Source organism: Streptosporangium vulgare (genome assembly GCF_042428775.1).
Lineage (GTDB): Bacteria > Actinomycetota > Actinomycetes > Streptosporangiales > Streptosporangiaceae > Streptosporangium > Streptosporangium vulgare.
On record NZ_JBHMBS010000037.1, the window covers coordinates 18,593 to 32,402 of the forward strand.

Below are 13,810 nucleotides of genomic sequence, written 5' to 3' on the forward strand. Positions count from 1 at the left end.
GGACGTGCGGAACCGGCCACGCTGGCGTCAAAGCCGGACGATGGCCAGCAGCGGTGCAGGATCCAGTCCAAGCATCAGTGCCGTGAGTATGAGGAAGGCGATGAACGCCGTGAAGACGTACTTCCCCCAGGAGACGGGGAGGCTGATCGTTGCGGGCGCTTCCCTCGGGGCCGCGGTATTGGGCTGCACCTGATACACGATGACGAGCTGGGGCAGGGAGGGCTGCTCCATGGCTGATGGGACGGGGAGGTGCACTTCACGGGTGAGGTCTCCGAGGCCAGGTAACGAAGACGGCATGGCCGAGGTGACGGGGGTGCTGGGGGAGGTCTTCACTGATGGTCCTTTTCGAGAGATATAGCCCAAACTGAGTGCCGGGCGCATCTCCCATTTGCAGGCACCTGCCCGACAGATCCGATGGATTACGGATCCGAAGGAGATCGCGCGGGTTACGCTCCAGGCCAGCGTGGAATCCGGCCCCCTACGCCCCGGACCACCTCGGAGAAACGGAGCCCAGATTGGCCGGCTACTTTCGTCCGGCCGATGGGCCGTATGCCAGGTCGGTGGTACTGGCCGAACTGGCACGTCTGTGGGACCAGTCCGTCCATCGTGAGAGCGCCGAAGGCCGGACGATCACCCAAAAGCAGCTGGCGGAGGACTCCGAGGTACCGGCCACGACGCTGAACTCCTGGGCCACTGGGGCGAGCTTGCCGCGCGAACTAGACCAGCTGACCAGGGTCGGTGGGGTGCTGGCCGGTTGGGCCGGGGAGAAGCCCTCGGCGGGGACGGTGTGGTCGCAGCGGATAGCAGCCGACCGTAAGGCACGCAGGACCTCAGTGGCGGCTGGCGGGATAGACAGGCACCCAGGCTGGCCGCTGGAGAAGATGACCGACCCCTTCCTGCTGGAAGTGCATCGGCCCATCGAGGCTGGCGGGCCGAAAGCCGAGGCGTTGCCGGTGCTACCGCCCTATGTGGCCCGTGCCCACGACGAGCGCTTGGCGCAGGTGGTCGAGCTGGCCGTCGGCGGGCTCAGCGCGATGGCGGTCTTGGTCGGCGAGTCCTCTACCGGCAAGACCCGGGCCTGCTGGGAGGCGCTGGCCATGCTGCGGGAGCAGGGCGGGTGGCGGTTGTGGCATCCGTTCGATCCGACCCGGCCCGAAGCCGCGCTCGCCGAGCTGTCACAGGTCGGGCCACACACGGTGGTGTGGCTGAACGAGACCCAGCACTACCTGGACACCCCCGGTGATGTCGGAGAGCGGGTGGCGGCCGCGCTGCGCACTCTGCTGACCGATTCCGGCCGGGCACCGGTCCTGGTGATGGGCACCCTGTGGAGGCGCAACTGGGACATTCTCACTCGGTCGGCTGACCCGGACCGGCATGCGCAGGCCCGGGTCGTGCTGGCAGGAACCGACATCACGGTCGAGGAGAAGTTCACCGGCACCCAGCAGCAGGCGCTGCGGGAAGCTGCAGCCACCGATAGTCGGTTGGCTGAGGCGCTGGCTGAGGCTAAGGATGGCCAGATTACCCAGTACCTGGCCGGGGGGTTGAACTGTTGGCCCGCTACCGCAACGCCCCGCCTGCGGCGCGGGCGGTGATCTGGGCGGCGATGGACGCCCGCCGCCTGGGTCACCGCCATGGTCTGCCGTATGCGCTGCTGGAGGCTGCTGCCCCGGCCTATCTCACCGAGGCCGAATGGCACGAGGCGACACGTCAGGACCAGCAGCATTCCGACTGGCTGGAGCAGGCGTTGGCCTACACCGCGGCTTCCTGCAAAGGAGTCCTGGGGCCGGTAACCCGTCTACGCCCCCGCACCCACCTCGGCCGTACCGGTCCGGCCCGTGCCCGCCGGTCTGATCCCAGCACCCGTGAAGCCGTCGAGCAACAGGTCGGCGAAGGGGGCGGGCCGCTGTATCGACTGGCCGACTACCTCGACCAGCACGGCCGCCGCTACCGTCGCGACTCCATGCCTCCCGCCGGGTTTTGGGACGCTGTGACCGCTTGGGCCCACCCCGGTGACCTAACCGCTCTCGGGGCCGCCGCCCAAGCCCGCGGTCTACTGCGCGACGCTGCCCAGCTGTACAAACACGCCACCATCCATGGCAACTTGGATGCTACTCACCTCATCGAACTCCTGTACGATCTTCACCCTTTCGGCGTTGAGAGCCATCGCAGGCAACCCCCCTCCGTCGTACAGCGGACACCCTGTCGGGTCGACCGCGAGGACCGGGGGCGAGACTCGGCCCTTACGAAACAAGACGACGAACCCCGCCAGAATCGCCATGTGGTCGAAAACTCGTCGGTGACCAGGCAGATCACGACGACGGTCGGCGCTGGTTGGTCGCCGTGGCCGAGGAGGTCGACACCCGGTTGCGTTAAGCGCTGGGCGGGATGCCGAGTTGGCCGTGGGCGACGGCGGCGGGGGAACTTGCGTGCGCGCGATCATTCACTGCTCGCCGTGGCGGTCGGCGGCGGTGGCTCGGCGGATCTTCATCCCTCTCAGTGGATAACTGTGATTATCCGCTGAGCACCTCTATGATCTCAGTGGATAATGTCGTCTCGAGGCATCCACAACCCGGGGCGAAACTCAGCGGATAATAAGGACGGTGGCCAGCGTGACCGAATCGATGGGCGCTTCGATCGTCGCGCTCCACCCGGCCGCCGACGTCGTGGCGGCCGCCGCCGAGGCCTTGGCCGCCGTGGGCCGTCATCTGGATCGGTGCAAGCTGTCGGCGCATACCGTGAAGGCGTACCGGCGCCAGAGTGCCGCCTACGTCGCCTGGCTGGTCGAGCATGCCGTCGCCCACCCCGACGCCTTCGTCGACCTGGTCGGCGCCGAGGCGGCTGTCACCGCCTGGCGCAAGAGCATGGTGGCGGCCCGCCGATCACCGGCGACCGTCAACCAGGCGCTGGCCGCCGTCACCCTGCTGTATGCCGAACGCGGCCTGCGGATCGACATCAAGCGCGCCCGGGTGCCCAAGCCCGGCGAGCCCGACGCCCTCACCCCGGCCGAGCAAGGCGCCGTGGAACGCGCCGCCGCCCGGCGCGGGGAACGGGATGCGGCCATCGTCGCCGTCCTGCTGTACGCCGGGGTCCGCGAGGAGGAGTGTGCCCGGCTGGAGGTCGAGGACGTCACCCTCACCGCCCGCACCGGCCACCTGCGTCTGCACGGCAAGGGCGATGAGGTCCGCGACGTGCCGCTCCCGCCGCTCGCCCGCACCCGCATCTCGGCTTGGCTGAATGTTCGCGGCCGCCAGGCGGGCCCGCTGTGGAGCGGGCAGCGCGGGACCTTGACCGTCTCCGGGATCGTCCAGGCCGTCCTGGCCGTCGGTGCCGCCGCTGGCCTTTCGGGCCTGCGTCCCCACCGGCTGCGCCACACCTACGCCACTCGGCTGCGCGAAGGCGGCGCTGATCTGGCCCAGATCCAGGCCCTCCTGGGCCACGCCTCCCTGGACACCACCGCCCGCTACTTCCGCGCCGGGCTCGTCGAGCAGGCCGCCGTCGTCGAGCGCGTGTTCGCGTAACCGACCCCGGCCCGCCTCCGCCCCTGTGGGCGGGGCCTGGCGGTGCACGGTGGCCGGTTCAGCGTCGGCGCGAGGGCTGCGGCTCATCCGGCGATCCGATGACCTTGTTGGCGACGGGGAGTGTGCCGCCGAAGGCGGCCCCAGCGGCGAACAACGCCGTCGGCCAGGAGTTGCTTTCCGCGAACGCGAGCGCTGCGGCGACGGACGCGGCGACGAACGCGGCACCGAGGATGACAGCGGCCCGAACAGTGATGAGCATGTGAGTTCCCAAGGCATCGGGCGAGGTCGGGTGACCCCGCGACGGCCTACATCATGGGGATTTTTCGAGTTAGTGTCTGGTCCGGCCTGTTTCGGCAGGTCACATGGGGTGCGGCGGTGTCTGCGCTTTGAGGATCGCAACCCCAATGGGTGTCACGATGGTGATCTGGTCGGGATGTCACCCCCGCCGGTCTCCGTCGTCGGCGAGAGCGTCGGCAGCAGGCCCGCAGCGGGGCGTTTAGGTTGATCCTTATGGACGAGCGCGGCGGGTACGGGACGCGAGACGTCCCGGGCCTGCATGAGGCGCTGGCCACGATCGCCGCCGCGGCGCGGGCCGCCTATGCAGACGGCTCCAACCTTCGGGTGCGCTCCTCAGGCGTATGCCAAGGCCCCCAAGATCAAGAATTTGAAGGGTGAGCGGCGGGTCGCGACGTTGGTGGTGACGGCCCGGCAGCTGGAGCGGTCGTCGGTGGATGACGTGCTGCATGGGTTATCAGTGGTAGTTGAGCGAACTAGCTGGTCAGCGGCTTGTGGTCCTGTCAGTCACGTCAGGCACGTAGCAACTCCCCGAACCGCGTTTCCAACGCGTCGTGGGTGCGTTGAAGGGTTTGGTGGAGGCGGTCCTCCTGGCGGGACCGCGACCAATTGCGTGATCAGGATGGGGCTGCTCCGCCGTTCGGCGGCAGGCCGCTCTTGCCTGCTCCGGCGACCAGCCGTCCCGTCAGCTTGTGGCCGGTTTCCCGATGGCTTTCGGAGCTGGCGGTGTTGTGGTCATGCGGCGACGGGCGCTCACCCGGTTGGATCATCGGGTGCAGATGAGGTGGTCGCGCGGAGGTATCGGTGGGCGAGTCGGTGCAGGTGCGTGAGGAGTTCCGGCGGCCCGGTGACGTCGAAGTCCGCATCGAGCATGCCCAGATAGACACCGAGGGTCTCGATCGTGTCGGCGCCGGTGTGCAGGACGCAGGTGTGTTCGTCGAGGCGTTCGACCGTACCGGCCGCCGGGCCGATCCGATCGGCGATGACCTCGGCCGGTGCGTGCACGGTGACCTGCGCCCGGTAGCGCCAGGCGGCGGCGGACACCCGGCCGGAGACGTAGGCGGCGACGTCGTCGTCGGGCAGGTCCCGTGGGGTGAAGCGGGGGCCGGTCGGGGTGCGGGGCCGGATCCGGTCGACGCGGAAGGTGCGCCAGTCGCTCCGCTCGACGTCCCAGGCCAGCAGATACCAGCGGCGACCCCAGATGACGAGCCGGTACGGCTCGACCGTGCGCAGGGTAGCCGCTCCGGCGTGGTCGTGGTAGTCGAAGCGCAGCCGTTCCCGGTCGCGGCAGAGCGCGCTCAGCGTGGTCAGGACCGCCGGGTCGGCGCCAGGGCCGGCGTCACCGCGAGGCACCGGCACCGTGTAGGCCTGCAGGGTGTTGACCCGGCGCCGCAGCCGCGACGGCAGCACCTGCTCCAGCTTCGCCAGCGCCCGCAACGACGCCTCCTCGATCCCCGCGATGGCGCCACCGGTCGCGGTCCGCAGGCCGACGGTGACGGCGACCGCCTCCTCGTCGTCGAGCAGCAACGGCGGCAGCACGGCACCGGCGCCGAGCCGGTAGCCGCCGGCGGAACCGCGGGTGGCCAGCACCGGGTAGCCGAGGTCACGCAGGCGTTGCACGTCGGCCCGTACGGTCCGCCCGCTCACTGCGAGACGCTCGGCGAGTTCGGCGCCGGTCCACTCGCGTGGGGTCTGCAGGTGGGAGAGCAGCCGCAGGAGGCGGGCCGAGGTGTCCAACATTCCTCCAGCATGCCGGACCATTAGGAGCGGAACCGTCCTAATGGTCCGGCAGGGTCGATGCCATGACCGAGATCGACACGGCCGAGATCCGTGATTTCCGTATCGACATCCCGCAAGCCGACCTGGAGGACCTGGCCGAGCGCCTGGCCCGGGTCCGCTGGAGCGATGAGCTGCCCGAGGCCGGCAACGACTACGGCGTGCCGCTGCAGTACGTGCAGGGCCTGGCGCAGCGGTGGCGCGACGGCTACGACTGGCGCGCATGGGAGGCGAAAATCAACTCCCACCCCCAGTACACCACCACCATCGACGGGCAGAACGTGCACTTCCTGCACATCCGCTCACCCGAGCCGGACGCCACCCCGCTGCTGCTCACGCACGGCTGGCCGACAACCATCGTGGAGTACCTCGATGTCATCGGCCCGCTGAGCGATCCCCGAGCCCACGGCGGCGATGCGGCCGACGCCTTCCACCTGGTGATCCCGTCCATCCCCGGGTTCGGCTTCTCCGGTCCCACCACCGAGCGGGGCTGGGACCGGTATCGGATCGCCAGAGCGTGGGCCGAGCTGATGCGCCGCCTCGGCTACGCGCGCTACGGCGCGCACGGCAACGACTGCGGCTCACACATCTCGCCCGAGGTGGGCCGTCACGACCCCGAGCACGTCATCGGCGTGCACGTCACCCAGATCTTCTCCTTCCCCTCCGGCGACCCGGCCGAGCTGGCCGGCCTGTCGCAGGAGGACCAGAAGAAGGTCCAGTTCCTGCAGTGGTGGACGGACAACAGCGGCGCCTACGACAAGCTGCAGTCCACCACACCGCAGACCCTGGCCCACGCGCTGGCCGACTCACCGGTGGGACAACTGGGCTGGAACGCGCAGCTGCTCGGCCCGAACCTCGATGCGGACTACGTGCTGACCAACACCATGATCTACTGGCTCACCAACACCGCCGCGTCAGCCGCACGCCTGTACTACGAGGACTCCCACGCCACCGGCAGACCGGCCGAGCCCACCACCGTGCCGCTCGGGCTGGCGAACTTCGCCTGGGACTTCCAGTCGATCCGCCCGTTCGCCGAACGCGACCACAAGAACATCGTGTCCTGGAACGTCTACGACACCGGCAGCCACTTCGCCGCACATGACGTGCCCGGCCTGCTGGTCGACGACATTCGCGGCTTCTTCCGCCGGCTGCACTGAACCGTACCCAGCGGGTGCGCGCGTCGGACATTTCGCCGCGCGCACCCCCGGCTTTGAACTTTGGGGAGTATCGCCATGCAGACCCTGACCCGCCGCGCCCTCAACCGCGCCACCCTCGATCGGCAGATGCTCCTGCGCCGCGCCGACCTCACCCCGCTCCAAGCCGTCGAACACCTGGTGGGCCTGCAGGCGCAGACCCCGCACACCTGGTACGTGGGACTGTGGAGCCGGCTCGCCGGCTGCCGGCCCGAGGAGGTCGCGGCGCTGCTCACCCAGCGCCGCGCGGTGCGGATCGCCCTCATGCGCTCGACGATCCATCTCGTCAGCACGGCCGACGCGCTCGCGCTGCGCCCGCTCGTGCAGCCGGCGCTGGACCGCGACTTGTTCGCCAACCACACCCACGGCCGCGCGATGCGCGACCTGGACCCCCAAAAGGTGGTGGCCGCGGGCCGGGAACTACTCGACGAGCGGCCCCGCACCCCGGGCGAGCTCGGCCGGCTGCTGGCCCAGCGGTGGCCGGACCGCGCCCCAGCGAGCCTCGCCTACACGGTCCGCAACCTCCTGCCGGTCGTGCAGACCCCGCCCCGCGGAGTGTGGGGCACCGGCGGCCGGACCGTCCACGCACCGCTCGAGTCGTGGGCAGGCGCGCCGCTGCGCACCGACCACACGATCGACCAGCTGATCCTGCGCTACCTGGCCGCGTTCGGCCCGGCGACCGTACGCGACGTGCAGACCTGGTGCGGCCTGACCCGGCTGGCGGAGGTGCTCGACCGGCTCCGGCCTCGCCTGGCCACGTTCCGCGACGAGAACGGCGCGGAACTGTTCGACCTGCCCGACGCGCCTCGGCCCGATCCGCAGGTCGATGCGCCCGCCCGGTTCCTGTACGACTTCGACAACCTGCTGCTGTCACACCACGACCGCTCCAGGGTGATCACCAACGGCCTCCGCCGGCAGAACTTCACACCGCACGGACCCATCCCTCGCCTGGTACTCCTCGACGGCTTCACCGCAGCGACCTGGACATTCACCACCGCACACGACACGGCGACACTGACCGTGCACCCGTTCGCACCGCTGTCCGCGCCCGACCGCGACGCGTTGACCGCCGAGGGCGGCGGCTTGCTGGACTTCCTCGCTGCCAAAACGTCACACGAGATCCGCTTCACCGCCTCAGGTCACCGAGACCATAGCGATCCCGGCAGCCAGCAGCCGGTAGTACCGAGGCAGTGCACCTGACATGGCCAACATGCCTGAAGACCCCCGAATACCGTGAAGGCAAGTACGCGCTTACGCTACTTGCCTTACATGACTGACTACAGATAGTCACTCATGATAACTGCTGTTCGGCCTGCTGATGTCGACGAAGCTCCTGTCGGGGGCGACCCGGGCGAGCAGTCCACTCATGAACCGATCTTCTCGTATGCGCTGATCGCGGGTAACGCCCGCGGTCGCCGAGCAGATGACCAAAGAAGGCGAGCATGACCGGAAGGGATTCTGTGTCCGACGACGACCTGCGTGACGCCCTTGTACAGATCGAAGAGGCCACGGGGATCGGTCGCCCCATCGGGGGCGCCAAGCTCCCTGACGCGATCCGCTTCTTCCGCGTGCTGACGTTGCTGCGCGACGCCGTGTGCCCGCGGCTCACCGACCTGGCCGCTGCCGCGGACGGCAGGAGCGGTGACCTCGTCGTCGTCCTGGCCGACCTCATCGTGGCGACCGTCGGCAAGGTGCCCGTGCCCGCCGCGACCGTGGCCAGGGCCATCGTCGGGATCGGCGCCGACCGGTTCTGCGCGAACCCGGCGGCCCTCGTGGAGACTCCACCGGAATGACCGGCCCGGATGACTGGGCTCCGTTCGTCGCCGCGATCACGGAGCACCAGCAGCGCTCCGAGCGCGGCGGCGCGTTCCTGCGCGCCGCCGCGGAGGTCGAGCAGGGGTTCGCCGATCGCGCGGCCTTCCACCGGGCGCTGCACGCCGACGACGTCACCGCGGAGGAACTGGCCGCGCTCTGCGGGGCGACGGCGGGGGAGACGGCGCGGCTGCGCGCGGATCTGGAGCCCGGCACGATCCGCTTCACCCCGGCGGAGCCCGCGTCCTGCGTCATCCACCTGTCCAGGTCGTTCACGCGGGTGAGCAAGCTCATGGGGCTCGACGGGACGCACGAGTTCCTGTTCGCCACGGACTACCGTTACCGGCCGCACGCCTCGGTGCAGCAGTGGGCAGACAGCCGCTACCTGGTCCTGATGGGCCGCTATGTGGTGCAGGACATGTGGGCGCTGTCACTCGTCCTGGCGCAGCTCGTCGTGGTGGCGGGCCGCGCGTTTCCGGGCCTGGAGGAGCCGTGGACGCACCCGGCCTTCCCGCGGGTTCTGCTCGACACGGCCCACACGAATCCCTACCTGCACCAGCAGATCGCGTACGGCATGTGCGCCATGGTCGAGGGCGAGCGGTTCAGGACGGCCATCGGGGTCGACGATGACGAGACGCTGGCCCCGGTGATGTTCGAGATCGCCCGGGGCGCCATGGACTTCCTGGTCGGCCACGAGCTGTCGCACGTCTACCGTGGTCACCTACACGCGGCCGGCCGTCCCGCCGACGAGTTCCCGTGGTTCGCGGGCGAGGCCTTCGACCGGGTGCGGGAGTCTCCGGGCGGCGCCGCCGCGGTCGAGACCTACCTGCGTGACTACTGGCCGGCGCACAGCCTGGAGCTGGAAGCGGACAGGTTCGCGATGATGTCCGCCGCCGACACCGGCGCGTCCGTCGCGCGGGACCTGCGGCTGGTGGGCATCGAGTTCGCGGTGAGCGTGCTGTCCTTCCTGGACCGGGCCAGCTACCTGACCGAGTACGGCGACGACCCCGCGGAGGCGGTCGGCCTGCGGGAGTACAGCCGGGTGCCAGGGCTCGTGGACGTGCTGCTGCCGATGGAGACGCATCCCTGGGGCAAGACCCGGGCAACCGCGGTGACGTCAGAGGTGCAGCTCGTCTACCGGAGCCTCGTCGAGCCCGCGGAACTACGACGCAAGGCGCTGCTGATGCAGGCGGTGGGCAATGTCCTCAGCTCGATGAGCGGGCGGGCGCTCAACGCGATCCAGTGGATCAACAGCCGGCCCGGTGAGAGCCTGGCCGTCATCCTGCCTGACGACAAGCTGCTCACCCACTACTGGCCGCCGGAGGCCACCACCGACGACGCCAGGCTGGAACGGCTGGAGTCGAGCGCGTCCCTCTTCTACTCCGACCTCACCGGCGCCGATCCTCCCGCCGACGCGCAGACTGTCGCGACGGCCTGCCGGGTCGCCTTCGCCCGGATGCGGGAGGAACAGGGCATCCTGCCCGAGGCCATCCTGCGGATCATGTCCTGGTACGCGCCGGGCGGCATCCCGCTCGACCTCTTCCGCCAGGGGGACATGTTCCCCACCGACGAGCTGGACGCCGCGCTGGCCACGCTGGAGGAGCACTCGCTGATCGCTCTGGACGGTTCAGCCGTACGCGTCGATCCCCTCGTCCAGGCGGTCGGTCGCGACGCGGACGAGGTCGAGGAGGAAGAGGTCTTCCCGGCCGGAGAGACGCTGGACGTCGCGGTGGTGCTCCTGTCGTCGGCCGTCCCCGAGTGGCACGATCCGGCGGGACAGCCGGTCTGGCGCGAGCTCCTGCCGCACATCGACGCCGTCGCGGGCCATCTCGCCGACGTGGAGCGGGAACCGCCGCTGGTGCTCTGGAACGACACGGCGCAATACCTGCTTGACCAGGGGATGGTGGAGCGCGGGCTCGGCTACGCGCTGCGGGCGCTGTCGGACGGGCAGCGGCTCAACGGGCCTGATCACCCCGACACGCTGGCGCTGCGGCACAGCCTGGGCCTCGCCTACACCGCAGCGGGTGACCACGCCAAGGCGATCTCCGTGCTTGAGCGGATCATCGCTGACCAGGAGCGGCTGCTCGGCGCCCGCCATCCGGTGACCCTCACCAGCCGCAACAGCCTGGCCTCCGCCCATCTCGCCGCCGGGGACTTCGCGCGAGCGATCGCCCTGCTCGAACGGACGGTGACCGACCGTCGCCGTGCGCTCGGCCGTGATCACCCGCACACGCTGGCGTCCCAGAACGACCTGGCCATGGCGTATTCCGGGGCTGGAGAGCTCTCCCGGGCGATCCAGCTGCTCAGGAGGGTCGTCGCGCGCAGCGAGCGCGTGAGCGGGGCTGATCATCCGGATGTGGTGATCGCGCGCGGGAACCTCGCGTACGCCTATTACGCCGCCGGGCGCGTCGCAGAGGCGATCCCGCTGCTGGAACGGTCGGTCGCCGACCACGAGCGGGTGTTCGGGCCCGACCACCCCGACACGCTGACGACGCGCACGGTCCTCACCGACGCGGTTGAGGGAGCGGCCCGGCCTGGAGGCGCGCCCGCGGGGGACCCGTGAGAAATTCATGGGTCCCCGCATGATGAGCGCGCTCCCGCCGGTCGGCGAGCTGGGACAGCGTGCGCAAGCGCAGCTCATGTACGTGATTGTTTCTTATCGCAACCCAGAAACCATGATCAACTCCCGCCGGGCCGACCCTGGAACCGGGCCGGAACACTGTCCGGCAGCCGTTGCGGGCGGAGCCGTATCCGCCGGGAGGTCACAGCCCGGCTGCGGAGGCTTCCTCCCCCTGTGGTCGCCGTGCCCGCTGGGCCATCATCGGAGGTCATGAGGCGAGGACGTGGGAAGGCATGGTTATGGGGCGCCCTGGGCTTGGCGACGCTCGCGGCGGCCGCCGTGATGATTCCCCGGCTGCTGCCGGAGCTGAAGACCGGGGACGTCGACCCGCTGGGGGCGCTGATCGGATCGGTGTCCCTGGCCACCACGGTGATCTTCGGCGTGGCCTCGCTGTATCTGGCCTACCGGGCCCTGCACCCGCCGCCCACTCCTGCTGAAGCCGTCTCCGACCTGGCCCAGGAAGTGAAGAGGACCGAGACCATCGCCCGCCGCCAGCTGCTGGGTGACCACGATAAGACCATCGATGTGGCCTTCACCCTGTGGCCCGCCCCCGGCCACCCCGCCGCACCCCGGCCTTCACCGCAAGGCGCGGCCGCCGCGGGCCGCCTGGGCCAGGTGACCGGCTACTACCGCGCGCTGTTCCCGCGCCGCCTGGTCATCACCGGCGCCCCGGGCGCCGGCAAGACCGTGCTGGCCGTCGATCTCATCCTCGGCCTGCTCGAAGACCGCGCCGAAGGCGAGGCGGTGCCGGTGCGCCTCTCGGCCGCCTCCTTGATCACCGAGACGGCCGACGCGGCTGCGGTGGAGAAATGGCTGATCGGCCACCTGACCGAGGTCTACCGGCTCAAGAAGGCCATCGCCCGCGTCCTGGTGGACGAGCGCCTGGTCCTCCCGGTGATCGACGGCCTGGACGAGATGGACTCCGAAGGCGCTCTGGGGTATGACTCCCGGGCCGGGCGGGTGCTGCGCGCCCTGAACGCCTACCAGGACGGCCGAGCCAAGGCCGCCGTGGTGCTGACCTGCCGCACCACCCACTACCAGGACTTGGAGGAGCTGCGGGTCTGGGCCCGGGATACCGCCCGGGTGGAGTTGTCCCCGGTCGAGGCCGCCGGCGCCCGCGACTTCCTGGCCGCCCGCGCTGAGGATCCCAGCCGCTGGGAGCCGGTCCTGGCCGCCATCGCCGGCGATCCCGGCGGGCCGCTGGCCCAAGGCCTGTCTACTCCGTGGCGGCTCACCCTGGCTGCGGCCGTCTACGACCAGCGCGACCGCTCCGGGGCCTTCGTCCGCGACCCGGGCGACCTGGTCGACCTGGCTGACTGGACCACTCCTGAGGAGGTCCGTGACCACCTGCTGGGCCTACTCCTTCCCGCCACCCTCGCCCTGCACCCGGCCCTCGGCGGCGCCGACGCCGCGCGGGTGCACCGCTGGCTGACCCACATCGCTCGCCACCTGGAACGGCAGGCCCGCGAGGTGGGGATGTCGCCAGTGGACATCGTGCCGCACCTGATCTGGCCGATCGGTGGCCGGTACCTGCCCCAGCTCCTGCAGTTCATAGCGACGGCAGGGCTGTTCCTGATCGCCATGGCGATATGGCTTGTCCCGGCCCCACCCCCTGAGCAGGACCTGTTCGAAGGCCGGGAGGAGCCGTTTCTCGTCATAGGCGTGCTCGCCGGGTTCTGCTGGATTGGGGTCACGGCCCTTTGGCGAGGTGAACCCGCGATCTGGGGGCGGAACAGGCTCGCCTGGTATCGCTCAGGTTTCTGGTGGCTGATAGGCGTGATCATCACCAGTTTCATGGCGCTGAGATTTCTCTCCGGGGTTGCAGCCGATGTGGCGGCGTGGGCCTTCTTGCTGTCCATCCCCATGGCGGTCGTGATGATGCTGGAGGACTATACCGATCGGGGCCGGTGGCATGCCGGAGCCGACCTCGCGACGCCGCATGAGGCCGTGCACGCCGATCTCCTGTGGGGGCTGTTACGGGGAGCCATCCTCGGGTTGATCCTCGGACTTCTCGCTCTGCCTGGCGCCGGGGTCGTTCAGGGATTGATGCCAGGAGTCTTCGCGGGGGTCGCTTTCGGTCTCACACTGAGGCCAGGGGGAGCGAGATACGTGTGCGGGCTGGCGAGCGCCGCGCTGAGGGGGCGGTTGCCTTGGCGGTTCGCGGCGTTTTGTCGGTGGGCCTGCGGCGCTGGGCTGCTGCGCATCGCCGGCGTCGCCTACCAGTTCCGCCACCGCGAACTGCAGGACTACCTGGCCCGCTCCCCCGCCCCGCAGCCATGACCCCCGGGCCGGGCATGCCCCTCCGGGGCCTGCGGCGCGGCTTGCCGGCGCCCTCGCCCGGGCCGCCGAGCTCACCATCCTGCGGGTGATGATCGACGGCTGCGATCCCGCCACCTTGACCGGCCTGCGCGACCGCGCCGCCCTGGTGCTCGGCTTCGCCCTGATGGGCCGCCGCGCGGAACTGGCCGCCCTCGACATCGAGGACCTGGCGCTGACCGTCGACGGCCTGGAAGTTACCATCGGCCAGTCCAAGACCGACCAGGACGCCCGCGGCGAGGTTGTCCCCTGCCGTACTCAAGCTCCCTCCCCGGCGGTGC

The 13,810-nt window shown here is 70.0% G+C and carries 11 protein-coding genes; 7 read left to right on the top strand and 4 right to left on the bottom strand.

Annotation, left to right across the window (positions count from 1 at the left end; translation table 11 throughout):
* Nucleotides 1–27 precede the first annotated feature (27 nt).
* A complete protein-coding gene (locus ACFFRH_RS39915) occupies nt 28–333 on the bottom strand; it encodes a hypothetical protein (RefSeq protein WP_386162854.1) in 306 nt (101 codons plus the stop codon).
* Between the two features lie 182 nt (nt 334–515).
* Between ACFFRH_RS39915 and ACFFRH_RS39920 the strand changes: the two genes are divergently transcribed.
* On the top strand, nt 516–1,592 hold the full coding sequence (locus ACFFRH_RS39920) for an ATP-binding protein (RefSeq protein WP_386162857.1): 1,077 nt from the start codon (nt 516–518) through the stop codon (nt 1,590–1,592).
* A 203-nt stretch (nt 1,593–1,795) separates the two neighbouring features.
* Here the strand turns inward: ACFFRH_RS39920 and ACFFRH_RS39925 are convergent, their stop codons facing one another.
* Complete coding sequence (locus tag ACFFRH_RS39925) at nt 1,796–1,936, bottom strand: hypothetical protein (protein WP_386162859.1); 141 nt, start codon at nt 1,934–1,936, stop codon at nt 1,796–1,798.
* A 673-nt stretch (nt 1,937–2,609) separates the two neighbouring features.
* Between ACFFRH_RS39925 and ACFFRH_RS39930 the strand changes: the two genes are divergently transcribed.
* Nucleotides 2,610–3,518: a tyrosine-type recombinase/integrase gene (locus ACFFRH_RS39930; protein WP_386162861.1), complete on the top strand. Its 909-nt coding sequence runs from the start codon at nt 2,610–2,612 to the stop codon at nt 3,516–3,518.
* A 58-nt stretch (nt 3,519–3,576) separates the two neighbouring features.
* Here the strand turns inward: ACFFRH_RS39930 and ACFFRH_RS39935 are convergent, their stop codons facing one another.
* A complete protein-coding gene (locus tag ACFFRH_RS39935; RefSeq protein ID WP_386162864.1) occupies nt 3,577–3,777 on the bottom strand; it encodes a hypothetical protein in 201 nt (66 codons plus the stop codon).
* Between the two features lie 788 nt (nt 3,778–4,565).
* On the bottom strand, nt 4,566–5,552 hold the full coding sequence (locus tag ACFFRH_RS39940) for a helix-turn-helix transcriptional regulator (protein WP_386162867.1): 987 nt from the start codon (nt 5,550–5,552) through the stop codon (nt 4,566–4,568).
* A 62-nt stretch (nt 5,553–5,614) separates the two neighbouring features.
* Between ACFFRH_RS39940 and ACFFRH_RS39945 the strand changes: the two genes are divergently transcribed.
* The 5 genes from ACFFRH_RS39945 to ACFFRH_RS39965 all read left to right on the top strand — a co-directional run bounded on the left by ACFFRH_RS39945 (nt 5,615) and on the right by ACFFRH_RS39965 (nt 13,493).
* Nucleotides 5,615–6,745: an epoxide hydrolase family protein gene (locus tag ACFFRH_RS39945; protein WP_386162870.1), complete on the top strand. Its 1,131-nt coding sequence runs from the start codon at nt 5,615–5,617 to the stop codon at nt 6,743–6,745.
* A gap of 75 nt (nt 6,746–6,820) precedes the next feature.
* Nucleotides 6,821–7,981, top strand: a complete 1,161-nt coding sequence (locus ACFFRH_RS39950) for a winged helix DNA-binding domain-containing protein (RefSeq protein WP_386162873.1) — start codon at nt 6,821–6,823, stop codon at nt 7,979–7,981.
* Nucleotides 7,982–8,223: 242 nt separating this feature from the next.
* A complete protein-coding gene (locus tag ACFFRH_RS39955; protein ID WP_363956133.1) occupies nt 8,224–8,574 on the top strand; it encodes a hypothetical protein in 351 nt (116 codons plus the stop codon).
* Nucleotides 8,571–11,156 (top strand): tetratricopeptide repeat protein, encoded by a 2,586-nt coding sequence (locus tag ACFFRH_RS39960; protein WP_386162876.1) that lies wholly within the window; start codon nt 8,571–8,573, stop codon nt 11,154–11,156. Before ACFFRH_RS39955 ends, ACFFRH_RS39960 begins: the two co-directional genes overlap by 4 nt.
* Before the next feature lie 267 nt (nt 11,157–11,423).
* Complete coding sequence (locus tag ACFFRH_RS39965; RefSeq protein ID WP_386162879.1) at nt 11,424–13,493, top strand: NACHT domain-containing protein; 2,070 nt, start codon at nt 11,424–11,426, stop codon at nt 13,491–13,493.
* The last annotated feature ends 317 nt before the right edge of the window (nt 13,494–13,810 follow it).